18 protein-coding genes, 1 pseudogene and 1 riboswitch are annotated in these 22647 nt (G+C 74.3%); of the genes and pseudogenes, 9 read left to right on the forward strand and 10 right to left on the reverse strand.

Annotated elements, in window-relative coordinates; genetic code table 11:
* Positions 1-14: 14 nt before the first annotated feature.
* Complete coding sequence (locus tag ACZ6S5_RS23405; protein ID WP_466003665.1) at positions 15-419, reverse strand: hypothetical protein; 405 nt, start codon at positions 417-419, stop codon at positions 15-17.
* Between the two features lie 434 nt (positions 420-853).
* Between ACZ6S5_RS23405 and ACZ6S5_RS23410 the strand changes: the two genes are divergently transcribed.
* Entirely contained in the window at positions 854-1213 is a 360-nt protein-coding gene (locus ACZ6S5_RS23410; protein WP_466003667.1) for an STAS domain-containing protein, read from the forward strand.
* Between the two features lie 125 nt (positions 1214-1338).
* Here ACZ6S5_RS23410 and surE read toward each other — a convergent pair whose 3' ends face one another.
* Both surE and ACZ6S5_RS23420 read right to left on the reverse strand, forming a co-directional pair.
* Positions 1339-2160, reverse strand: coding sequence for a 5'/3'-nucleotidase SurE (gene surE, locus ACZ6S5_RS23415; protein ID WP_466003669.1), 822 nt, complete (start codon positions 2158-2160; stop codon positions 1339-1341).
* Complete coding sequence (locus ACZ6S5_RS23420) at positions 2157-3137, reverse strand: 1-phosphofructokinase family hexose kinase (RefSeq protein ID WP_466003671.1); 981 nt, start codon at positions 3135-3137, stop codon at positions 2157-2159. Before ACZ6S5_RS23420 ends, surE begins: the two co-directional genes overlap by 4 nt.
* Positions 3138-3301: 164 nt before the next feature.
* Here ACZ6S5_RS23420 and ACZ6S5_RS23425 point away from each other — a divergent pair, with 164 nt between their 5' ends.
* Positions 3302-3757: an SRPBCC family protein gene (locus tag ACZ6S5_RS23425; protein WP_466003673.1), complete on the forward strand. Its 456-nt coding sequence runs from the start codon at positions 3302-3304 to the stop codon at positions 3755-3757.
* 1 nt (position 3758) lies between these two features.
* Here the strand turns inward: ACZ6S5_RS23425 and ACZ6S5_RS23430 are convergent, their stop codons facing one another.
* From ACZ6S5_RS23430 to ACZ6S5_RS23450, 5 genes and pseudogenes are all read right to left on the reverse strand, one after another.
* Positions 3759-4271 (reverse strand): hypothetical protein, encoded by a 513-nt coding sequence (locus tag ACZ6S5_RS23430; RefSeq protein WP_466003675.1) that lies wholly within the window; start codon positions 4269-4271, stop codon positions 3759-3761.
* A gap of 106 nt (positions 4272-4377) precedes the next feature.
* Positions 4378-5445, reverse strand: coding sequence for a coiled-coil domain-containing protein (locus ACZ6S5_RS23435; protein ID WP_466003676.1), 1068 nt, complete (start codon positions 5443-5445; stop codon positions 4378-4380).
* 5 nt (positions 5446-5450) lie between these two features.
* Positions 5451-5582, reverse strand: a riboswitch (cyclic di-AMP (ydaO/yuaA leader).
* 144 nt (positions 5583-5726) lie between these two features.
* The gene (locus tag ACZ6S5_RS23440; protein ID WP_466003678.1) at positions 5727-6641 is read right to left on the reverse strand and encodes a cation diffusion facilitator family transporter; all 915 of its coding nucleotides are present in this window, start codon (positions 6639-6641) and stop codon (positions 5727-5729) included.
* Between the two features lie 107 nt (positions 6642-6748).
* Positions 6749-8866, reverse strand: coding sequence for a HelD family protein (locus ACZ6S5_RS23445; RefSeq protein WP_466003680.1), 2118 nt, complete (start codon positions 8864-8866; stop codon positions 6749-6751).
* Between the two features lie 219 nt (positions 8867-9085).
* A pseudogene (locus ACZ6S5_RS23450) lies at positions 9086-9994 on the reverse strand (alpha/beta fold hydrolase); the annotation flags it as partial.
* A 149-nt stretch (positions 9995-10143) separates the two neighbouring features.
* Here ACZ6S5_RS23450 and ACZ6S5_RS23455 point away from each other — a divergent pair.
* Positions 10144-10764: a carbonic anhydrase gene (locus tag ACZ6S5_RS23455; RefSeq protein ID WP_466003682.1), complete on the forward strand. Its 621-nt coding sequence runs from the start codon at positions 10144-10146 to the stop codon at positions 10762-10764.
* A 97-nt stretch (positions 10765-10861) separates the two neighbouring features.
* Here the strand turns inward: ACZ6S5_RS23455 and ACZ6S5_RS23460 are convergent, their stop codons facing one another.
* Positions 10862-11191 (reverse strand): hypothetical protein, encoded by a 330-nt coding sequence (locus tag ACZ6S5_RS23460; protein WP_466003684.1) that lies wholly within the window; start codon positions 11189-11191, stop codon positions 10862-10864.
* Between the two features lie 326 nt (positions 11192-11517).
* Here ACZ6S5_RS23460 and ACZ6S5_RS23465 point away from each other — a divergent pair, with 326 nt between their 5' ends.
* From ACZ6S5_RS23465 to ACZ6S5_RS23480, 4 genes are all read left to right on the forward strand, one after another.
* Positions 11518-12009 carry a DUF3145 domain-containing protein gene (locus ACZ6S5_RS23465; protein ID WP_466003686.1) on the forward strand — a complete coding sequence of 164 codons (492 nt, stop codon included), beginning with the start codon at positions 11518-11520 and terminating at the stop codon, positions 12007-12009.
* Between the two features lie 39 nt (positions 12010-12048).
* A complete protein-coding gene (locus ACZ6S5_RS23470; protein WP_466003688.1) occupies positions 12049-13776 on the forward strand; it encodes a glycoside hydrolase family 3 protein in 1728 nt (575 codons plus the stop codon).
* A gap of 95 nt (positions 13777-13871) precedes the next feature.
* Entirely contained in the window at positions 13872-14858 is a 987-nt protein-coding gene (locus ACZ6S5_RS23475) for a glycosyltransferase family 2 protein (protein ID WP_466003690.1), read from the forward strand.
* On the forward strand, positions 14855-17134 hold the full coding sequence (locus ACZ6S5_RS23480) for a hypothetical protein (protein WP_466003692.1): 2280 nt from the start codon (positions 14855-14857) through the stop codon (positions 17132-17134). The genes ACZ6S5_RS23475 and ACZ6S5_RS23480 overlap by 4 nt, the downstream gene beginning before the upstream one ends.
* 49 nt (positions 17135-17183) lie before the next feature.
* On the opposite strand, the gene ACZ6S5_RS23485 is transcribed toward ACZ6S5_RS23480, so the two are convergent.
* The gene (locus ACZ6S5_RS23485; RefSeq protein WP_466003694.1) at positions 17184-19880 is read right to left on the reverse strand and encodes a sugar-binding protein; all 2697 of its coding nucleotides are present in this window, start codon (positions 19878-19880) and stop codon (positions 17184-17186) included.
* A 419-nt stretch (positions 19881-20299) separates the two neighbouring features.
* Between ACZ6S5_RS23485 and ACZ6S5_RS23490 the strand changes: the two genes are divergently transcribed.
* Both ACZ6S5_RS23490 and ACZ6S5_RS23495 read left to right on the forward strand, forming a co-directional pair.
* Complete coding sequence (locus ACZ6S5_RS23490; protein WP_466003696.1) at positions 20300-21463, forward strand: ROK family protein; 1164 nt, start codon at positions 20300-20302, stop codon at positions 21461-21463.
* 49 nt (positions 21464-21512) lie between these two features.
* Positions 21513-22556 carry an extracellular solute-binding protein gene (locus tag ACZ6S5_RS23495; protein WP_466003698.1) on the forward strand — a complete coding sequence of 348 codons (1044 nt, stop codon included), beginning with the start codon at positions 21513-21515 and terminating at the stop codon, positions 22554-22556.
* Positions 22557-22647: the final 91 nt, after the last annotated feature.

Raw genomic sequence — 22647 nt, forward strand, 5'->3', positions numbered from 1 at the left:
GTCGCCGGGGCGGGTCAGCCGTCCAGGCCGACCGGGGAGTCCGGACGGTCCACGTCCACGAACTCGATCTCGTCCAGCTCGCGGACCCGGCTGCCGGCGGCCCGGGCGGCGGTGCCGGCGGCCCAGCCGAGCGCCGCGCCGGCCAGGGCCGCGGCGATCAGCAGGGTCCAGGGCAGCGCCGGCTGGCGGCCCGCCAGGGCGTCGAAGGCCAGGCTGGCCCGGCGGCGGGCCTCCTCGGCGGCGGAACCGACCAGTTCGGTGGCGTCGTCGGCCAGCCCCGAGCCGTTGCGGCGGGCGGAGCGGGCAGCGTCCTTGACGCTGTCCCCGGCGGAATCGAGCGCGGAGATCAGTTGCTGCCAGGCCTGGTCGGCGATCCGCTCGGTCCTGCTCCGGCGGTCCAGCAGGTTGCTTCCGAACATCGTGTTACCTCCTCGGGGTGCCGGAGGTCCGGCGGCGAGGTCGGACTCCGGTGCTCATCCGGCGCGTGACGGTCTGCTCATCGGCCCAGTGCCCATCCCGGAGCCGGCGCAAACCACTCCCCGCCGCCCCAGGGCCACCGATCGACGCAGCCCGGCAGGAAGCAGCCGAACGCGCCGGGGTCGGCTACGAGCCGGACGGGCGGGATGCCGCTAACCTGGGTCGGCGGATCGGCCGGGCCCGGTCGGTCGTTGAAGATTCAGAGAACTTGTCGCAGGGAAAATAGGAACTGGAAGGTCCGGATTGGGATGCCCCGGTGTGCCCAGTCCGCGAATTGCTCATCCCGAGGGGTGGCGACCGAGGCCGTCGGAGGAATACTCTCGGTCGCGGCCCGCGTACTGATGAGGCGCCCGTACGGGCGAGTGGAGGTGCTCGCGTGAGCCTGTCGATCGTGAAGTCGGTTCTGTCGGGTGGTGTCATCCAGATCGCCCCGCGGGGCGAGGTCGACGTCGACACCGCGTACGAGGTACGGGAAGCGATCGCCGAGGTGCTCGCGAAGGGCCGTCCGTCCCGGATCGAGCTCAACATGCGGTTGGTCACCTTCATCGACTCCGTCGGCATCAGCGCCATGGTGGCCGGTTTCCAGACCTGCGAGGTCAGCGGCGTGAGGCTGGCCGTCACCGAGCCGAGCCGTTTCGTGCACCGGCAGCTCTGGGTCACCGGCCTGCTCGGCCTCTTCGGCGCCCCCGAGCCCTACTTCGCCGACAGCGGCTCCGAGGTTCTCCCCGGCGCCTGACGTCCGCTCGCCGCCCGAGGTCGGTTCGCCGCCGGGATACGGCATGTCGCGCTCTCCCGATCCACCGACGCGACGGTCTGCGCCCCTCCGGGTGGATCATGCCCGGGGGCCGGCAGAGCCGGCGCTCAGTCCCCGAGGCCGGACAGGTCCACGTCGGTGACCTCGGTGACCGCCCGGACCGCGGTGACGGAGGCGTATCCGGCGGCGAGCAGGGCCAGGTCGGTGCCGGGCTGGACCGACTGTCCCGGCTCCTCCAGCGAGGTGCGGACGAAGCCGTGGCCGGTCTCGGCGACCGTCATCTGCACCTGACCGAAGCTGGCCAGCGAGCCCCGGCGTACCCCGCGCAGCCGTCCGTGCGGTAGGTCCGGGGCGTTGACGTTGAGGACGCTCTCCACCGGCCCGGCCAGCAGCCGGGGCAGCAGGTCCAGGGCCACCCGGGCGGCGGTGGGCCAGTGCCGTTCGGCGTCCCGTACCCGCGCGGCGGCGGCCACCGCGGCCCCACCGCTGGCCGCGGTGGCCTCCCCGGCGGAGAGCACGTCCAGCGACACCGCCATCGCCCGGCAGCCGTTGGCGGCGGCGGTGAACGCGGCGCCCACGGTGCCCGAGTGCAGCACCGCCCGGCCCGCGTTGGCGCCCCGGTTGATCCCGGAGAGCACCACCGACGGCGGCGGCCCGAACGCGCCGTGCACCGCGATCAGCGCGATGAAGCCGGGCGAGCCGCCCACCCCGTACGCGGGCACCCCGGGAAGTTCCGGCAGCGGGTGGTCGTGGACCACCACGTGTCCCTCCTGCTCCACCGCGGTCATCGCGGCGCTGGTGCCGCTCGCCTCCTCCAGCGGCGCGGCCACCACCACGTCCAGCCCCCGGTCCAGAGCCGCCTTCGCCAGCGCCTCGATGCCGGGCGCGGCGATGCCGTCGTCGTTGGTCACCAGGACCCGCACCGTCATCGTTCGGCCGCCCGTTCGGCCAGCTCGTCCGGCGTGGTCCGTTCCTGCGGCCGGGTCCCGGCCGGCACCAGCCGGACCCGCTCCACCAACCCGCTGATCGAGTCCAGCCGGCCGGTGCCCAGCCCGTGCCGGGTCACGTTGAGCGCGCCGGCCGCCGCACCGGTGCGGATCGCGGTCCGCACGTCGCCGCCCCGGGCCACCACCGCGGCCACTCCGGCGGTCATCGAGTCGCCCGCGCCGCGCGGGTCGGCCGCCTCCAGTCTCGGCAGCTCCACCTCGAAGACCTCCCCGTCGACCAGGGCCAGCGCGGGCCGCTCCGCCCGGCTCACCACCACGGTCTCCGCGCCGGTGGCGTGCAGGTCGTACATCGCCCGGGTGAGTTCCTGCTCGTCGTCGCCGCCGGCCCGCCCGTCGGCGATCAGCTCCTCGTGGCTGACCTTGAGGAAGAAGACCCCGCTGGCCAGCACCGCGCTGAGGTGCTCGCCGCGCAGGTCCACCACCACCCGGCTGCCGTTGGCGCCCAGGTCGGCGGCGAACCGCCGGTAGAGGTCGGCCGGCACCAGCGCGGGATGGCTCGGCCCGCTGAGCACGCTGACCGGTGCCCGCAACCCCTCGCCGAGGGTGAGGTTGTAGAGCTCGTCCAGCTCGTGCCGGCTCAGCGGGTGGCCGGTCACGTCGACGATCTCCCGCCGGCTGCCGTCCCGACGGTCGTGCACGTACCCGCCGCTGCCGCCGGAGTCGCGGACCACCACCTTCAGCTGCACCCCCTCGCTGACCAGCAGCGGTTCCAGCACCTGGCCGATCTCGCCGCCGAGGCTGGTGCAGAGGGTCACCGGCACGCCGAGGGAGAGGATCATCCGGGCCTGCCAGACCCCCTGCCCGCCCGGATGCAGGTGCAGCTCGGGATGGTCGGCCGGCTGGTCGACGGTGACCGTGAGCCGGGGCGTCGGGGCGAAGACCATCACGTGCGCGCTCATCCGCCGTTCCCGTCCATGCCCGGCCTCCTCGTCGCGCGGTCCCGGCGGGCCGGATTCCCCGCCGGTCCCGCGTCATGCCGCGCGGTGCGGGACCTTCGACCGTTGCCAGGTTGGCCCCGGTACGGGACGATCGTGCGAACCGTCGACGGCGAGGGAGTCCGGGGTTGCTCAGCAGCGACACCTTCAGCTACACCGTGCAGGCCCGCTGCACCCGGGCGGAAGCGTCCGCCCTGCTCAGCGACCTGACCCGGCAGGGCGAGCTGCATCCGCTGATCGTCCGCGTGCGCGAGCTGCCGCCCCGACCCGGCGCCCTGGCCAGCTACGCGATCACCGACCGGCTGGAGCTGGGTCCGCTGCACTTCCCGGTCACCTATCAGGCGGACGTGCTGATCGCGAACGAGGACGAGGTGGTGACCGTGGCCCGGCAGCAGCCGGCCACCACCGTGCGCAACCACACCCGGCTGCGGGACGAGCCCGACGGCGCGGTGCGGATCGACGTGGAGATCACCCTCTCCGCCCCAGCGCCCGTGTTCGGGTACGCCTTCCGGCAGGCCCGTGCCGCCCATCTCGGCCTGGCCAGCCGGCTCGGCGCCACCCTGGAACAGGGGCGCACGGCCTGACTCAGGCGCCCCGCCCGGCCGGCACCGCCCGGCGGGACGCCGGCCCGGTCGCCCGTGGCAGCCGCCCCCACGGCTTGTACGTGGACAGCACCGTGGCGATCAGCAGCAGCGTGGTGGAGACGCTCGGCGCGACGACCAGGTCGACCCGAAGGTGGGTGGAGGCCGCGGCGCCCAGCTCGCCGAGGTGCCGGATCCGGGGGGTCAGCAGCAGGAGCACCAGCCCGAGCATGACGGTGGTGATGCCGAACTTGACCAGCACCCACCGCCAGCGCAGCAGGCCCCAGGGGGTGAGCAGCGCGCTGGCCACCCCGACCAGCCAGACCGCCACGCTGAGCGGTGCGAACAGCCAGGTCACCAGCAGACCGGCGGTCGGGTAGACCATCTCGGGGTCGGCCCCGCGCAGCCCGGCGACGCCCAGGGTGAGCAGCACCAGGTCCGCGCCGAGCCAGCCCATCGAGGTGACCAGGTGGAGGGTCAGCAGGGCCTTGCGCCCGGTGGGGGAGAGTCGGCTCATGCGGCCGATCCTCCGCCGCCGGGTCGCGGGCGTCGTGGGGTCGGGGACGACATCCGGCGTACGTCGCCGGACGTAGGGTGGCCCGCCGCCGGCGGGCCACCCCGGCTCAGTAGACCGACAGGTGCACGTGGTTGGTGTGGTCGCTGGACGGATCGCCGTTCCCGCCGCTGTACGCCTTCCACCCGCTGCTGGGAAGCCAGATCTGCTTGTACCAGATCACGTAGAGCACGGCGAGCGCGTCGGAGTTGCGGATGAAGTAGGCCGCCAGGTTGTTGCCGTACGTCTTGTCGCCGCCGGTGGCCACGCCGCCGAAGCCGTCCTGCTGCGCGGCGAAGTCGCAGGCCCGGCCCTTCGGGTGCTCGCCCGAGCCGCTGGGCCGGTAGCAGGAGACGTACCGGGTGAACCCGGCGGCCTTGGCCTGCTGGAGGGCGTGCAGCGTACGCGGGGTGATGCAGCCGTCGGCGGGCGTCGGGTCGTTGACGCTGCACGACTCCGGCGGCCAGGACCCGTCGGCGTTGCGCGGCGCCGGGGTGGCGGTCGCGGTGGACGTGCCCCGGGTGCCGCTGCCGTCCGTGGCGGCCGCCTTCCGGTTGGCCACCTCCAGGGCCTGCTCGGCCTGCTGCTTGCGCTTGGCCATCACCGCGACCTGCTTGCGCTGCTCCTGGATCTCGCCGTTGAGCGCGACCTGGGTACGGGTGGCCCGGTCCCGGGTGTCGAGCAGCTCGCGCAGCGCCCGGTCCTCATGGGCGGCGACCTGGGACAGCGCGGCGGCCCGGTCGAGGAAGCCCTCCGGGCTGCTGCTGCCGAGCAACGCCTGGGCGGTGCCGAGCCGCCCGCTGCGGTACGCCACCGCGGCGATCTCGCCGACCTTGGCGTCGCGGCTGCCCAGCTCGGCGTTGATCGTGGTGAGCTGGGCGTTGAGCTGCTTCTGCCGGGCGACCGAGCGGTTCAGCGCGGTCCGCGCGTCCAGCCAGCCCTTGCTGGCCGCGTCGAGCTGGGCGCGCAGGGCCGGGGTGCCGCCCTCGTCGTCGCCGGGTGCGGCGGCGAGCAGGCCGGTCGGGGAAGCCGCCGAGGCGGGGGAGACCGGCAGGGTCGCGACGCCGAGGGCGAGCGCCGCGACGAGCAGGGCCGCCAACCGGGCGGCCGTCCGTCGTACAGGTGCCACTGATGGCATTCAGGTGTCCTTCCGTCAACCGCCGACCGGGTTAGCTGACGGGTTCGGGACGGAAGATCCCTACCGCTGACGCGGATGCACCCCAGGTACGTGGTTCCCCGGCTCGCCGTGCTCCGGCGATTAGGCGACGGCCACCCCCGGGCGCCGATGGGCGCCGCCCGGCGGAGGCCGCGACCGAGCCTACCGGCGGTCCGCCGAGCCGACCCGGGTCGCGGGCCGGTCAGTCGGGGTTAAAGCCGGCATAAGTGCACAATAACCACTTGGATTTAAGATTGTCCTAATTACCACTCGACCGACCCGCAGGCGCCGGCGGACGCTCCGGGTTCGATCTGCAACGTGGCGTGGTCGATGCGGAAGTCCTCGTGCAGCGCGGCCCGCGCCGCCGCGAGAACCTCGCCGACCTCCGCGCCGGGGTTCATGGTCAGGTGCGCCGAGGCCACCTCCATGCCGGAGGTGAGGGTCCAGACGTGCAGGTCGTGCACCTCGGCGACGCCGGGCACCGCGGCCAGGCGGTCGTGCACCGCGGTCACCTGGAGATGCTCGGGGGCGGCCTGCACCAGGATCCGTACCGCGGCCCGGCCGAGCCGCCAGGTGCGCGGCAGGATGAACAACCCGATCCCGACCGCGACGAGCGGGTCGGCCCACCACCAGTCGGTCACCGCGATGACCAGGGCCGCGCCGATCACCCCGAGCGAGCCGAGCAGGTCGCCCAGCACCTCCAGGTACGCCCCGCGCAGGTTGATGCTCTCCTCCGCCCCGGAGCGCAGCAGCGCGAAGGCGGCGAGATTGGCGAGCAGGCCCAGCACCGCCACGGCGAGCATCGGGCCGGCGAGGACCTCCGGCGGCCGGCCGAACCGGCGGACCGCCTCGACCAGCACGTAGACGGCGACCGCGCCGAGCAGCACCGCGTTGGCCAGGGCGGCCAGCACCTCCAGCCGGTAGAGCCCGAAGGTGCGCTGCGGGTCGGTGTCGGCCCGGCGGGTGGCGGTGATCGCCGCGAGGGCCATCCCGATCCCGAGCACGTCGGTGAACATGTGCCCGGCGTCGGAGAGCAGGGCCAGCGAGCCGGTGGCGAACGCGGCCACGGCCTCCACCAGCATCAGGGCGGTGAGCAGACCGAACGCGGCCCAGAGCCGACCCCGGTGGCGGTGCGCGGCGTTGGTCACCGCACCGCTGTGGTCATGCCCTGCGCCCACGCCCACACCCTCTCGTCCGTCGGCCCGGCCCGGCTCAATCTATGTTCACATCGCTATGTGTGCAAATGAACGTCGGATGTCCGTCGGCCGCCTCCGTCGGGTCCCGCTCAGCCCACCGGGTCGAGCGTGGTGAGGCGCTGGGTGGCCCGGGAGAGCGCCACGTAGAGGGTCCGCACCCCGGAGCCCGGGTCGGCCCGGATCTCGCTCGGGGCGACCAGCGCCACGCCGTCGTACTCCATGCCCTTGGCCTGGAGGCTGGTCACCACCTGGAGCCGGTTGCCGCCGAGGCCGGCCAGCCAGCCGGCCACCTCGTCCCGGCGGGGCACCGGGGTGATCACCCCGACCGTGCCCTCGACCTCGGCCAGCAGGGCACGGACCGCCGCCATGGTGGCCGGCGCCAGCTCAGCCGGGGGCACCGCCAGCTCGACCGGTTCGACACCGGTGGAGCGGACCGCGGTGGGCAGCGGCAGGTCCGGGTAGAGCCGGCGGATCTCCGCCGCCGCCACCGCGAAGATCTCCGCCGAGTTCCGGTAGTTGGTGGTCAGCTCGTAGCGGTACCGGCGGCGGCGTCCCAGCGCGTGGTCGCGGGCCCGGGTCAGCTCCTGCGGGTCGCCGGTCCAGGCGGTCTGCGCCGGGTCGCCGACCACCGTCCAGGAGGCCAGCCGGCCCCGCCGGCCGATCATCCGCCACTGCATCGGCGACACGTCCTGGGACTCGTCGACCACCACGTGGGCGTAGTCGCGGTAGTCCTCCGGGCGCTCCCGCGCGGCCGCCCGGGCCGCCCGCTGCCGGTCGGCGTACGTGCTCAGCTCGCGGACGCCTCCGGCGAGCTGGAACGGGTCGCGCTTCGGCCGCTGCCGCTGGACCGGCTTGCCCAGCAGCGCGTCCAGCTCGTCCAGGAGCGCCACGTCCGCGATGGTCAGCCCCTCGGTGTCCAGGCTCCGGTACGCCTCGGTCAGCAGCCGGATCTCCGCCCCGGACAGCACCCCGCCGGCGTATCGGCGCAGCCGCTCGGGGCGGGCCAGCCAGCCGAGCACGTGCCGCGGGTGCAGCCGCGGCCACCACCCCTTCAGGAACTCCCGGAACTCCGGGCGCTCGATGATCTCGTCCTCGAACGCGGGCTGCTCCGGCAACCAGCCCACCCGCAGCGTGCGGGCCTGCGCGTAGAGCGCGGCGAGGACGGAGTCGAAGCCCATCCGGCGCACCTCGTTGCGCCGCGCCCCACGGGACAACGCCCGGTCCCGGATCGCGTCCAGCTCGGCCCGCTCCAGCCGGAGCAGCTCACCCCGGTAGAGCAGACGCAGCTCGGTCGGCGCGTCCGGCGCGGCGTCCCGGATCGCACGTTCCAGCACCCGCCGCATCCGCAGCGAACCCTTCACCGCCGCCACCTCGGGCGGGTCGGTGCGGGTCGCCGACATGCCGGGGAAGAGCGAGCCGAGCGAGTGCAGGGTGGCGGTCTCCTCGCCGAGGGAGGGCAGCACCGAGGCGATGTACTCGACGAACACCCCGGACGGGCCGACCACCAGGATGCCGCCGCCGGCGTACCGGGCCCGGTCGGAGTAGAGCAGGTACGCGGCGCGGTGCAGGGCCACCGCCGTCTTGCCGGTGCCCGGGCCGCCCGAGACGATCGTGACGCCGTTGCCAGGGGAGCGGATCGCCTCGTCCTGCTCCCGCTGGATGGTGGCGACGATGTCCCGCATGCCCCGCCCGGTGGCCCGGGACAGGGTGGCCAGCAGCGCGCCGTCGCCGACCACCGCCAGGTCCGGCGGCGCGGACTCCGGGTCCAGCAGATCGTCCTCGATCCGGGTGACCTTTTCCGCCGACGACTGGATCGTGCGCCGGCGTACCACGCCCATCGGCTCGGCCGGGGTGGCCTGGTAGAACGCGGCGGCGGCGGGCGCCCGCCAGTCCACCACCAGCGTCTCGGCGTTCTCCCCGCGCACCCCGAGCCGGCCCACGTGCAGCACCTGCCCGGTCCGTAGATCGAGCCGGCCGAAGACCAGCCCCTCGTGCTCGGCGTCCAGCACGTGCCGGCGCTGCGCCGCGTGGAAGACCATCGCGTCCCGCTCCACCAGCGCGCCGAAGTTGCCCACCCGGGCCAGCTGGTAGCCCTCCCGCTCGGCCTCGGCAGCGGCGCGACGCAGCTCCGCGAGCCGGGCGTACACCCGGTCGAGGTGCCGCTGCTCGACGGCGATCTCCCGGTCCAGGGTGGTCTGGTCGCTCAACGCGGGGGCTCCTGATGGTCACGTGGCGGGCACGGCGGGCTGAATGAGGGTACGGGCCGGCGCCCCGGCCCCTGTCAAGGGCCATGCCGGTACCCGGGCCCCGCCCGTGCCGGTTGCCCGTTATCCGGCCGTTCCCACCCCTTGTCCGGCCGGTTCCACCCCCGGCCGCCCACCCGCCACCGTCTTCGGGCAGGTCGTTGCGGCCCGGGCCGCGCGGGTCCGCGCGGCCGGCCGGGCCAGCGCCCGCTCGACCACCGCGGCGAGGGCCGCGTTGACCTCGTCGGGGCGTTCCATCATGAGCATGTGCCCGGCGCCCGGGCAGACGGTCAGCTCGGTGGTGGGCAGCGCCGCGGCGATCGACTCGGCGCACGGCGGCGGGGTGAGCCGGTCCCGGTCGCCGACCAGCGCGGCGGCCGGCAGGTCGCCGAGCGCGGCCAGGGTGTCCAGCCGGTGCTGGGCGCCGATCGAGGCGCGGAACCCGCCGATCGAGCGGAGCGAGGCGTGCGCCACCGCCGAGGTCACCAGCCGGATGTCCGCCGGATCGCAGCGGTCGCCGAAGAGCATCCAGCGGATGCTCGGCCGCAACGCCCGCAGCAGGGCGCGCGGCGGCCGCCACGAGCCGCAGCGGGCCAGCACGCCGGCGCCGGTGGTCTCGGCGAGCCGGATCAGCCGGGCGATCCGCGGCGAGAGCCCGTACACCGTGTGGGTGTGTCCCTCGGCGGTGGTGGAGACGAAGACCAGCCCGGCGGTTCGGGCGGTGAAGTGCCCGGGGTGGCGGTGCGCGTACTCCATCAGCGTCATCCCGCCCATCGAGTGCCCGACCAGCACGATCCGCCCGGCCGGGGCGATCTCGTCCAGCACCGCGGCCAGGTCGTCGCCGAGCTGGGCCAGGGTGGCGGTGCGCAGGGCCATGCAGCTGGACCGGCCGTGGCCCCGGGCGTCGTACGTCACCACCCGGACCCGGTCGCCGAACCGGTTCCGCAGGTCGGCGAGCTGCCGGTGCCAGCTGCGCCCGTCCAGCGTCCAGCCGTGCAGCAGGATCGCGGTGACCTCGGCGTCGACCGGCCCGGTGGCCTCGACGTGCAGGCGTACGCCGTCGGGAAGTCGTACCTCCAGGTGTTCCGGCATCGTCAACCTCCCCCGGGCGGCCGGTGTCTGCTCACCGGCGTAACCCGGCGGTAACAACCGGCTACCCGCCATGACAACACGCCAACCATGACGGTGAGAAGATTCCGAACCCGGCTCCGCGCCGTCGGATCGGTGACCACGCTTGAGGGATGCCGCCGTCGAGTCCCACCCCGGCCGCCCGGAGCCCGCGTGCCGCCCTCGCCGAGCTGCTGGCCGGCAACCGCCGCTTCGTCAGCGGCCAGCCGGTGCACGGCCACGACGTCACCGCCGCCGCGGCGGTCGCCTCCGGCGACCAGCAGCCGTACGCCGTCGTGCTGGGCTGCATCGACTCGCGGGTCCCGCTGGAGGCGATCTTCGACCAGACCTTCGGGTCGATCTGCGTCATCCGCACCGGCGCGCACGTGCTGGACCGGGCGGTGCTCGGCTCCATCGAGTTCGTGGTCGGCCAGCTCGCGGTGCCGTTGGTGATGGTGCTCGGGCACGAGCGCTGCGGGGCGGTCGGCTCCGCCGTGGCGGCGCTGCGCACCGGGGAGCGGCCGGGCGGCTCGCTGGCGTACCTGGTGGAGCGGATCGCCCCGGCGGTCGCCGAGGTCGGTGCGGACGACCCGCAGGTCCATCCGCTCGCGGTCCGCCGGCACGTCCGCCGGACGGTGGCCGCGCTGCGCGCCGACGACCTGCTCGCCGCCCCGGTCGCGGCGGGGGAGGTGGCGGTGGTCGGCGCCCTCTACGACCTCGCCACCGGCGAGGTAGCCCTCCTCTCCGAGGAGTGACCACGGCCGAGTCGATCAACCCGGCGGAGGCCGGGAAAGACAGAACCGCCCGCCGGGTGACCCCGGCGGGCGGTTCGTGGTGACGCGGGTGAGGGACTCAGCCCTCGAAGACGCCGGCCTCGACGAGACGCTTCTCGGTCTTGTCCCAGCCGTGGTCCGGGTGGGCAGCGGCCAGGCCGTTGAGCTCGGCGCGGATCTTGGCCGCGTGACCCGCGGCGGCCAGCACCCGGATCTCCTCGACGAAGGCCTCGGAGTCGGTGCGCAGGTGCGCGGTCTTGCCGTTGGTCAGGTTGCGCACGTAGGCGTGCTTGCCGCCGTTCAGCGGGATGACGTACTTGAACTCGCCCAGAACGCTGAGGGCGCCACCCTGGCCAGCCTGGCCGGCCCGGACTGACGCGCGCGCGGTCTTAGAGGTGTTGCTCGCCACGGAAGGTACTCCTTGCAGACGTACGGGAGGACTTAAACGTCCGGGGGCTGTTGCGGGTGACGCCCGGATGAGCCTCGGCCCGCGAAGATGTACGGCGGCACAGAACCGCCCAGAGAACTGTACACGACCTCGACGCCTGGCTGGTCGTCGCGCCGTCAGAGGGGTCAACCGGGTCAGCCGCCCGGGTATTTCCCGGTCACCGGGGGCGGCGAATTTTCCGATTCGCTGGCGAACCATCCGTCACACCGTCATCATGTGTTGCACGGGCACCGCTCGGACGGACGAGGTCGTAGGGGAAGACGCACCTCGCTCACCGGGAGGTCACCGTGCCAACGCGTGGCGTCGTATACGTCCACTCGACCCCGCTCGCCGTGTGCTCGCACGTCGAGTGGGCGATCGCGCGCGTCCTCGCCGCGCCGGTCAACCTGCACTGGACGGCCCAGCCCGTCGATCCGGGCGCCCGGCGGGCCGAGTGCGGGTGGACCGGCAGCCCGGGGACGGGCGCCGAGCTGGCTGCTGCCCTCCGGCAGTGGCCCATGATCCGTTTTGAGGTGACCGAAGAGCCGAGTCCGGGCGTCGACGGCGAGCGGTTCATGTACGTCCCGGGCCGGGGCCTGTTCCGGGCCACCGTCGGGGCGGCCGGCGACATCCAGCTCGGCGAGGACCGGCTGCGCGCCGTCATGGCGTCCGCCCGGGCCCCGGAGGCCCTCGCGCACGCGCTGGACAAGGCGCTCGGCACCGCCTGGGACGCCGAACTGGAGCCGTACCGGTACGCCGGGGACGGGGCCCCCGTGACCCTGCTCACCAGAGTGGGCTGAACTCGGGTCAGCTTGCCCCGATACGCGGACCCTGGTGGGATGGCTCCCGTGTCGACCACTCCGCGACGTACCGTGCTCGTGCTCGCGGCACTGCTGGTGCTGCTCGGCTCCGGATGCACGAAGGAGCCGGCCCGACCGGCGCCCAGCGCCGCGCCGAGCGCCTCCTCGGCCGCACCGGACCCGACCTCGACCGCCGCCGACCCGAAGGCCCGCGCCGAGGCCCTGGTCCGCACCCTCTCCGACGAGGACCTGGTGGGCCAGGTGCTGATGCCGTACGCGTACGGCGACTCGGCGACCAGGGTCTCGCCGGCCTCGGCCGCCGGCAACCGGGCCCTGGCCGGGGTCGACACCCCCGCCGAGATGGTGGCGAAGTACCGGCTGGGCGGGGTGATCCTGGTCGGCTTCAGCGCCGACGACCCCACCTCCGGCAACCAGGAGACCACCAACGTCGACAACCCGAAGCAGGTCCGCGAGCTGACCACCGGCCTGCGCGCCGCCGCCGGCAAGCTCCCCGCCGGCGCGGCGCCCTTCCTGATCGGCACCGACCAGGAGTACGGCGTGGTGACCCGGATCACCGACGGCGTGACCCTGCTGCCCAGCCCGCTCGCCGCCGGCGCGGCCGGCGACCCGGCGCTGACCGAGGCCGCCTGGCGGACCGCCGGCGCCGAGCTGGCGGCGATGGGCATCAACATGGACTTCGCCCCGGTCGCCGACGTGCTGGCCACCCGGAGCACGGTGATCGGCTCCCGCTCCTTCGGCGCCGACCCGAAGAACGCCTCCGCGCAGGTCGCCGGCGCGGTGCGCGGGCTGCAGGCCGAGGGGGTGGCGGCCAGCGTCAAGCACTTCCCCGGGCACGGCCTGACCGCCGCCGACTCGCACAAGGACCTGCCCGTGGTCGGCCAGTCCCGGGCCGAGCTGGACCGCCTCGCGTTCCCGCCGTTCCGCGCCGGGATCGACGCCGGCGCGATGGCGGTGATGTCCGCCCACCTCGACGTCAAGGCCGTCGACCCGGGCACCCCGGCCACCTTCTCGCACAAGCTCCTCACCGACGTGCTCCGCGGCCAGCTCGGCTTCGACGGCGTGGTGGTCACCGACGGGATGAACATGGCGCCGGCCAAGCGCTGGTCGCCGGGGGAGGCGGCGGTCCGCGCGCTGAACGCCGGCAACGACCTCATCCTGATGACCCCGAACGTGGGCCAGGCGTACGACGGCCTGCGCGCCGCGCTCAAGGACGGCTCGCTGGACCGGGCCCGGCTGGTCGACGCGGTGACCCGGGTGCTGACCATGAAGTTCAAGCTGGCCGGCCGGGCCACCCCGGACCTGTCCACGCTGGGCGGCGCCGCACACCAGCAGGCCGCCACCGCCCTGGCCACGGCCGCGGTCACCGTGCTGCGCGGCCGGTGCGGGACCCCGGTCTCCGGCCCGGTCACCGTCACCTCCTCCGCCGGCCGGGACCGCACCCGGGCGGCGCTGACCGAGGCGCTCACCGCCGCCGGGGTGAAGGTGGTGCCGAGCGGCGGGACCGTGGTGCACCTCGTCGGGTACGGCGACGGCGCCAAGGACCTGCGCGCCGACGCCGCGGTGACGGTGGCCATGGACACCCCGTACGTGCTGGCCGGCGCGAAGTCGCCGACGCTGCTGGCGACGTACTCGTCCAGCCGGGCGGCGATGACCGGACTGGCCCAGGTGCTCGCCGGCAAGGCCCGCCCGACCGGCCGGTCCCCGGTCAAGGTGCCCGGCCTGCCCGCCACCACCTGCGGCACCTGACCCGGCACGAGGCCGGCGAGGGCCTCCGGACGGGACCGGCCCGCTGGTAGCGTCGGCCCCGTCCACCGCCGCCGGGAAACGGAGGGTCGAGCGCCGTGACCGCACCGCAGCCGGCCCTCTCCGTGGTGGTGCCGATCTTCAACGAGCAGGAGGTCCTGCCGCTGCTCGCCGAACGGCTGCGCGGCGTCCTCGACGGGCTCGGCGAGGCGTACGAGGTGGTGGCGGTCGACGACGGCAGCACCGACGGGACCGCCGCGGCGCTGGCCGCGCTCCGGGCCGGCTGGCCCGAACTGCGGGTGCTGCGGCTGCGCCGCAACAGCGGTCACCAGGCGGCCCTGCACGCCGGGCTGCTCCGGGCCCGCGGCGGGTACGTGGCCAGCCTCGACGCCGACCTGCAGGACCCGCCCGAGGTGATCGCCGAGATGCTCCGCCGGGCGCGGGTCGAGGGGCTGGACGTGGTCTACGGCGTCCGGGCCGACCGCAGCCGGGACACCCGGTTCAAGCGGTGGACCGCGGCCGGCTACTACCGCCTGGTCCGGCGGCTGGTCGGCGAGCAGGTGCCCGGGCAGGCCGGCGACTTCCGGCTGCTCAGCCGGGCGGTGGTGGAGGCGGTGCGGGAGCTGCCCGAGCGCAACCCGGTGCTCCGGCTGGTGGTGCCCTGGCTCGGCTTCCCCAGCGGTGAGGTCGGCTACGAGCGGCAGGAGCGGGCCGCCGGGCGCACGAAGTACCCACTGTCCCGGATGGCCGGTCTGGCCGCAGAGAGCGTTACCAGCTTCTCCGCCGCCCCGCTGCGGGTGGCCACCTGGCTGGGCCTGGTCGGGGTGGCGGTCTGCGGGGTGCTGGTGGTGATCGCGGTGGTGGCCTGGTTCGCCGGGGCCACGGTCAGCGGCTGGCCGTCCCTGTACGTGGCGATCCTCTTCCTCGGCGCGGTGCAGCTGCTCTGTCTCGGCCTGCTCGGCGAGTACGTGGCCCGGATCTACACGCTCGTCCAGGGCCGCCCGGCGTACGTGGTGGCCGGCGACAGCGCCGCCGGAGATCCGGCCCGCCCCGACGCCGCCGAGCTGGCCGACAGCCTGCGGTGACCGCGCTCGTCACCGGGGACCCCACCCCGTCCACCGTCGACCCGCGCCGCCGTCTGATCCCACTCCGCTACGCCCCGGCCGTCGTCGGGTACGCCTTCGTCGCCGCCGTGCTGCTCGTCGCCGGCACCCCGGTCACCGCCCTCGCCCGTTGGACCGGGTACGCGCTGCTGGCCGTGCTGCTCCCCGGGACCCTGGTGTTCCGCGCCCTGCGCTGCCGCGCGTACACCCTGGTCGAGGACCTGGCCATGGGCGCGGCCGTCGGTCTGGTGCTGGAGCTGGCCGCCTGGGCGGTGTGCACCGGCCTCGGCGTGCCCGGATGGCTGCGACTCTGGCCGCTCGCGGTGCTGGTGCCGTTCACCGCCGTGCCCCGCCTGCGCCGGCACTGGCGGGCGCGGTACGCCACCACCGCGCCGGCCGGTTGGGCCTGGTCCCTGACCGGGGTGGTCGCCGGCTTCACCCTCTACCTCTACTGGTCGTTTCTCGCGGTCAATCCGGTGCTGCCCACCGACGAGGGGCAGGCCCAGTACATCGACCTGGCGTTCCAGCTCTCCCTGGCCGGGGCGGCCACCCACCAGATGCCGCTGGACGTGCCGCAGGCCGCCGGGGAGCCGCTGCACTACCACTGGTTCGGCTTCGCCCACCTCGCCGCGACCAGCCTGGTCAGCGGCGTCGACCTGCCGACCGTCTTCTTCCGGCTCGGCGTGCCGGCGCTCTGCGCCCTCGCGGCCGTGCTGGTCGCGGTGGTGGGCTGGCGGATCACCGGCCGGCCGTACGCCGGGGTGGTGGCCGCCGCGCTGATGTTCACCGTCGGCGAGTTCGGCTTCGAGAACGGCTGGCGGCAGCTCTTCGGCACCCAGGCGACCTTCATCGTCTGGGGCAGCCCGTCGATGACGTACAGCTGGGTGCTGCTGCTGCCGCTGCTCGCCGCGCTCGGCGAGGTCGTCGGCCGGGCCCGCGGGGTGACCGTGCCGGCGCTCGGCCGGGGCGCCTGGGTGCTGGTGGTGCTCTTCCTGGCCGCCTCGACCGGCGCGAAGGCCAGCTCGCTGCCGGTGGTGCTGGCCGCGCTCGCGGCCGTCGGGGCGGTGGCCCTGGTGACCCGCCACCGGCTGCCCCGGGCCGTGCTGCTCGCCGCGGGGCTGGCCCTGGCCGCGCAGCTCTTCGCCACCGCGGTGCTCTTCGCCTTCCAGAGCCACGGGGTGACCGTCGACCCGTTCTCGGGGCTGCGCCCCTACCTGCCGGCCGGGCACTCGGCCGGGTTCACCGCGCTGGTCTGGGCGGGCGTGTTCCTGGCGTTCCTGCTCAGTCTCCAGCTCCGGCTGGCCGGGGTGGTGGCGCTGCTGCGGCTGCGCCGCGGGCGGCTGGAGCCGGTGCAGGTGTTCCTGCTCGGTGGCGCGCTCGCCGGTCCGGCCATCTACCTGCTGGTCGGCCATCCCGGCAGCAGCAACCAGTACTTCACCCGCAGCGGCTTCGCGTTCGGGGTGCTGCTGTCGGCCTGGGGCTGGGCCGAGGTCGCCGACCGGGCCGCCCTCTCCGGCCGGGGCCGCCGGCTGCTCGCCGCCGGGATCGCCGGGTTCGCCGTGCTGCTCACCGCGGTCCAGTTCGCCGCCGCGACCAGCACGCCGGCCGTCCCGGCGTACGCCCCGGTGCTGCCGTTGCTCTGCTGGGCCGGCGTGCTGACCGCGGTGGCGCTGGTGGTGGGCCGGTCCTGGCCGGCGCTGGTCGGGCGCTGGCCCGGGCTGGCCGGCCGGGGCGGCCTGCTGCTGCTCACCGCCGTGCTGGCCGCCGGGGCGCCTGGCCTGGTGCTGGACGCCGCGGCGACCCGGCGCTACCCCAACGGCGGCGCGTACCCGGTGGTGGCCATGCCGGCGTCCCGGGTCGAGGCGGCCCGCTGGGTGTACGTGCACAGCGCCCCCGACGACGTGCTCGCCACCAACGTGCACTGCCGGGTCATGGTGGACGGCTGGTGCGATGCCCGCTCGTTCTGGCTGAGCGGCTACGCGCAGCGGTCGGTGCTGGTGGAGGGGTGGGCGTTCGCGCCCCGGATGGTGGGCCGGCCGGAGGGCCCGTACGCGCCGTTCTGGGACCGGGCACGGCAGCGCGCCAACGACGCTGCCTTCACCGCGCCCACCGCGGCCGGCCTGGCCGCCCTGCGCGACCGGTACGGGGTGCGTTGGCTGGTGGTCGACCGCGAGGTCGGTCGCGAGTCACCGGCCCTGCGCACCCTCGCAGACATGCGCCACGACAACGGCCGGGTGGCCGTCTACCGGCTGCGCTGACACCGGGGGACGGCCGCCACCTGCTGGGCGGCGGCCGTCCCCCGGTGGCTCAGCCCAGCGGAACCGCCCGGGCCAGTGCCGCGCCGTCCGCCTCGAACGCGGCCAGCACCGACGTCGGCGTACCCGCCGTCACCGGCACCACCACGGTCACCGGCGAGCCGCCGGACAGCGACACGGTGCGGCTGCCGGTGGCCCGGTCACCGTCCCAGCCGTACAGGTACGCGGTGCCGGCCCGGTCCGCCCGTAGGGTGACCGAGACGCCGTCCGCGACCGTACGGGCGTCGGTGAGCCGCAGCGCGTCGGCCGGCAGCCGGGGCACGGCGGCCGGGGCGACCCCGTCCACGGTCGACTGGGCGATGGTCTGCGGGCTGTGCACGCTGCGCGCGGCGGTGTCCGGGAAGACCGGCGCGCTGGGCTGGCGGGCCGCCGGGGCGTACCCGGACAGCGTCACCAGGCCGTACCGGTACGGGTCGGCCCGGACGCCGGTGAACGTCGACCAGCCGAGCCGCGACTGCGAGGTCAGATCCTGGGTGTCCGAGTCGTAGACCAGCACGTTGAAGCCCATCCGGGCCGGGTCGACCGCGTCCGGCAGCACCGCGAACGGGATGCTCGCCTCGATGGTGTAGCCCGTGTACGGCGTGCTGACCTTGCTGACCACGGTCATGCCCGGCGCGGTCGTCGCGCCCGGGCCCTGCCGGTTGTCGGCGTCCCGCTGCCAGCACGGCGGGTCGCCGTTGGCCGGGTCGTCGGTGGCCGGGAAGATGCCGGCCTTGAACACGGTGGAGGTGTCCGCCGAGTTCCCCTTCGGGTCGACGATGATCTCGACGCTGTCGGTGCGGCGCTGCCGCTTGCAGTCCTGCGGCACCACCTTCCGGCCGAGCACGTCGTCGGTGACCTGGATGTGGACCTTCAGGGCGTCCTCGGTCCAGGCGATCCGGCCGATCGCGGAGGCGTCCTGCGGCGTGGTCGGCTCGCCCTCCCAGATCCGGGAGAGGTCCAGCTCCGGGCCGGGGTACTCGCCGGGAGCGGCCACCCCGTCGATCGCGGTGGCGGCACCGGCGTGCGGCACCTCGCTGGTCGGCACGATCTCCAGGGCACCGGTCTCGACCGTGCTGCCGGCGGCGCTGGTGGTGGTGATGGTGATCCCGTAGTCGCCGTCCGTGCCGCCTTCGTTCGCCGTGGGCAGGCTGGCATCGGTGTTGGTGACGGTGAAGCTCACCGCGCCGGTCTCGCCGGGCGCCAGTTCGGCGTAGCTCTTCGTGGCCGCGTCGGCGGTGAACCCCTTCGGCAGCCCGAGGGTGACCTGCCCGCGCTGTGCGGCTTGGCCGTGGTTACGCAGATCCACCCGGACCGACCGGCGCTGCCCGGAACCGATGGCGAGCACCGGCTTGATCAGGGTGTCCAACTGCGGGTAGCCGCTCTCGCCGGCCCAGTCCCGGAAGATGCCCACCTCGGGCAGCGGCTCCAGGGTGCCCCGCACGTCGGCGACCACTCGCACCGCCCGGTCCGTACGGCCGGTGCCCTGCCCGCTGGTCAGGGTCGCGCCGACGAACCGCTGCTGATTGGTGGCGGCCGTGGCCGGCACGGTGACGGTGAAGGTGGCGGTCCGCTCCTGGCCCGCGGGCACCGCGTCGGGGAGCGTGCCGGAGCCGGCGGTGGTCCAGCCCTCGGGCAGCCGGAGGGCGACCCGCGGCCGGGTCAGCGCCCGGTCGTCGGGCGCCCGGACGTGCGCGGTCACCTCGACGGTCTCGCCGGGGGCGAGGTCGAAGCGGTCCGTGGTCAGGTAGAGCTCGGTGCCCTGGGGCAGCCCGCCGGGCGCGGCCGGCAGCACCGAGCCGCGCAGGATCGCCTCCGCTGAGGCGTCCGCCGGGTCGTACGGGACCCGGCTGTCGACCAGGGTGTAGAAGTCGCAGCGGATCTTGGCCGGGTCGGTCGGGGCGGCGGCGGTGCCCGCCCAGCCCTGGGTGGCGTAGTCGCGGCGGGCGTCCACCTCGATCTCCGCCCAGGTCTTCCCGGTGCTGCTCGGGGTGCCCTCCCAGACGCCGAAGGCCTGATCGGTCGGCACGGTCGGGATGAAGCTCGACGCGCACGCCGGCCCGGCGGTCGAGGTGCCGGTGCCTCCCGTACGCAGGAACTTCGCCGGGCGGAACGGCCGCAGGCCCTCCTCGGTGAGCTGCTCGGGGAAGGCGTTCGGGTCGGCGGCGGCGTGGAACGCCTCCGCGGCGAACCGGGCGGCCTGCTGGTGGTTGCCGTGGTTGCCCGGGGTGGGCGACGGGTTCATCGTCATCAGGACCTCCGGCCGGGTCTGCCGGATCACCCGCACGATCTGCGCGAGGGTGTCGTCGTGCCCCCAGATCCGCTCGGACAGCGGTGCGGACGCGGTGTACCAGAAGTCGACCCGGTCCAGGTTGTAGAGGTGCTCGACCCCGGCCTTGCCGATCGCGGTGCGCTCCTCGCGCTCGCGGATGATGCCCAGCGGTGGGCCCTCCTCGAGGCCGACCGCGTTGCCGCCGCCCTCGCCCCGGGTGATGGTCACGACGCCGGCCTTGACGCCGTAGCGCTCCTTCCACTGGCCGAGCGTGGCGAGGCTGCCCGCCTCGTCGTCGGGGTGGGCGCTGACGAAGAGCACGTCGAGGTCGACGGTGTCGGCGGGGCGGCTGGGCGCGGGTGCGGCGAGGGCGGTGCCCGGGGCCCCGGACAGGGCCAGGGCGAGTGCCGTGGGTAGCAGGAACGCCTTGAGTCGCATGCGGATCCTTCCGGGTCGGGGCGAGAGCCGGGCAGCGGCCATCGACGTCGGACGCGCGATGCGTCGACGCCGTGGTCGCGTTCGGACGGTGGGTGGTGGGCGACGGGACGGTGGGCACCGACGGGCGCCCGGGGTCGCCGGGTACGCAGCGGTACGGGGCTCCGTACACACTGGAAGGCCTTCGCCCGGTGACGCTAGGGACCGGCGCGGCAGGCCGTCAATGCTGTGCAAGATCTTTCTTAATTTGCGGAAGAAACTAACTGGCCGTCATGGGCACTGTTGATCTTGATGCCGCGAGGAGTGCACTGCCCCGCCGTGGCCTAATTCGTCGGCATTTCCGCTGCTCGTCGCGGCCTTGTCGGCCCGTCGAGACGCTTTCGTTACTTGACTCAATAATTCGTTCGCCGTAGGAAGGAACTGTGACTGACGTGGTGACACCACCGACGAGCCCGGTGAGCCGGGAGCGGTCGAAGGAGATCAAGCGGCTCTCCGTGATCTCCGCCGCCCGCCAGGTACGGGTGCTCTCCCGTGCCGAGCTGACCGAGCTCACCGGGTTGAGCCCGGCCACGCTCACCCCGCTGGTCCGCGACCTGATCGCCGAGGGCTACCTGATCGAACGCGGACCGGGCGCGTCCCGGGCCGGACGGCCGCGCGCCATGCTGGAGTTCAACCCCCGTGCCGAACTGGTCGCGGCCGTCTCGCTGGAGCCCTCCCGGATCAGCTGCGAGATCGCCGACAGCGACGGCGCGGTGGTCGCCCACCGTACGGTGCGGCTCACCGGCGACATCGTCGACCTGATCTGCAAGGCGGTGCCCGAGTTGGCCGGCGACGGGTTGCCCGCGCTGCGCGGCGTGGCCATCGCCGCCCCCGGCGTCTCCTCCGGCGGCGCGGTCCGGCTCGCCCCCTCGGTCGGCCTGGTCGAGGACCGGCCGATAGGAGAGTCGGTGCAGCGGCGACTCGGCGTGCCGGTGGTGGTGGACAACGACGTGAACCTGATGGCGGCCGGCGAGCACGCCGCCGGTGCCGGCGCGGACGTCGCCGACCTGCTGCTGCTGCACGTGGCCGACGGCATCGGCGCCGGCCTGGTGCTGGACGGGCAGGTCCGCCGGGGCGCCGGCGGGGCGGCGGGCGAAGTCGGCTTCCTGCCGCTCGACCCGGCCGACCGGGGGCACGACGGGATCGGTCCGTTCGAGGCCCGCTGGTCGGAGGGCGCAATCGCCGAGCAGGTGGTGGCCCTGGCCCCGGGCCGCCGTCCCGAGTCGCCGGTCCGGGCGTTGGTGGAGCTGGCCGCCGCCGACGACCGCGCCGCCGCCTATCTGGACCAGGTGCTCGCGGCCTGGTCCCGCCTCATCGTCTCCTGCGCCTGTGTCGTCGACCCCGGCCGGGTCCTGCTCAGCGGGGCCGCCGCCGAGCTGGACGACGCGGCAGTCGACCGGCTCCAGAACCTGGTGTCGGCCGCCGCGCCCAGCCCGACCGAGGTCCGCCGGGCGGTCCTCGGCGACCGGGCCGTGCTGCACGGCGCGGTCAGCTACGCCCTCTCCGCCGCCGCCGCGGGACTGCCCATCCTGCTGCCGGCCCCCTGACCTTCCCCTTCAGAACAACGCAGTTCCCCCAACCCCTCGGAGGTACCCCATGAGACGTCGACTTCTTCTCGCCGGAGCGCTCGCCACCGTCCTCGCCGCCGGCACCGCCTGCAGCGGCGGCTCGAACGACGCGGCCGCCGGCAGCACCGAGAAGCTGACGATCTACACGGCCCGCGACAAGAAGGTCACCACCTTCGTCGTCGACAAGTTCACCGCCAAGTACCCCGAGTACAAGGGCAAGGTCGAGGTCCTCAACCTCGGTGCACAGGAGATCCTGGAGCGGGTCCGGGCCGAGAAGGCCAACCCGCAGGCCGATGTCTGGTGGGGCGGCACCCAGCAGGGGCTGGCCGCCGGGGCCACCGAGGACCTGCTCACCTCCTGGCAGCCGTCGTTCGCCGGCAAGATGGACGCCAAGTACAAGGACCCCGAGGGCCGCTGGTTCGGCGAGATCCTGCTGCCCGAGGTCATCATGTACAACAACAAGGCCCTCACCCCGGAGCAGGCACCCAAGGACTGGGACGACCTGCTGAAGCCGGAGTGGAAGGGCAAGATCATCATCCGTGACGTGGCGGCCTCCGGCACGATGCGGTCGATCTACGCCTCCATGATCCAGCGGCAGTCGCCGGACGGCAGCAACCCGCAGCCCGGCTACGACTGGCTGAAGAAGCTCGACGCCAACACCGGCGCGTACGCGGCCAACCCGACCGACCTCTACCTGAAGATGTCCCGCCAGCAGGGCGTCCTCAGCGCCTGGAACCTGCAGGACATCCTGCTCCAGGCCAACCAGTCCAACATGCCCTTCGGGTACGTGATGCCGGCCTCCGGCGCCCCGGTCCTGGTCGACGGCCTGGCCGCGGTCAAGGGCGGCAACACCACCGGCGCGCAGAAGTTCATCGAGTTCCTCTTCGACGACTCGCTCCGCGCCGACCTGGCCAAGGACTACTACCAGATCCCGGCCGTGGACATCGCCCAGAAGCCGGAGTGGCTGACCCAGCTCAACCTCAAGCCGCTGGACGTCAACTGGGACGTGATCGGCAAGAACGAGACCGAGTGGATCAACCACTGGAACAGCCAGATCAAGAACAAGGGCTGACCACCGGGGTGGGGGGGGGGGGGGGGGGGGGGGGGGGGGGGGGGGGTGGGGGGGGGGGGGGGGGGGGGGGGGGGGGGGGGGGGGGTAGGGG

The organism is Micromonospora sp. NPDC051924, from assembly GCF_055586005.1.

Excerpts from the sequence above, each read along its gene's own strand:
- ACZ6S5_RS23405 (WP_466003665.1), bottom strand. The coding sequence starts at position 419 with ATGTTCGGAAGCAACCTGCTGGACCGCCGGAGCAGGACCGAGCGGATC.
- surE (WP_466003669.1), bottom strand. The coding sequence starts at position 2,160 with ATGACGGTGCGGGTCCTGGTGACCAACGACGACGGCATCGCCGCGCCC.
- ACZ6S5_RS23420 (WP_466003671.1), bottom strand. The coding sequence starts at position 3,137 with ATGAGCGCGCACGTGATGGTCTTCGCCCCGACGCCCCGGCTCACGGTC.
- ACZ6S5_RS23430 (WP_466003675.1), bottom strand. The coding sequence starts at position 4,271 with ATGAGCCGACTCTCCCCCACCGGGCGCAAGGCCCTGCTGACCCTCCAC.
- ACZ6S5_RS23435 (WP_466003676.1), bottom strand. The coding sequence starts at position 5,445 with ATGCCATCAGTGGCACCTGTACGACGGACGGCCGCCCGGTTGGCGGCC.
- ACZ6S5_RS23455 (WP_466003682.1), top strand. The coding sequence starts at position 10,144 with ATGCCGCCGTCGAGTCCCACCCCGGCCGCCCGGAGCCCGCGTGCCGCC.
- ACZ6S5_RS23470 (WP_466003688.1), top strand. The coding sequence starts at position 12,049 with ATGGCTCCCGTGTCGACCACTCCGCGACGTACCGTGCTCGTGCTCGCG.
- ACZ6S5_RS23485 (WP_466003694.1), bottom strand. The coding sequence starts at position 19,880 with ATGCGACTCAAGGCGTTCCTGCTACCCACGGCACTCGCCCTGGCCCTG.
- ACZ6S5_RS23495 (WP_466003698.1), top strand. The coding sequence starts at position 21,513 with ATGAGACGTCGACTTCTTCTCGCCGGAGCGCTCGCCACCGTCCTCGCC.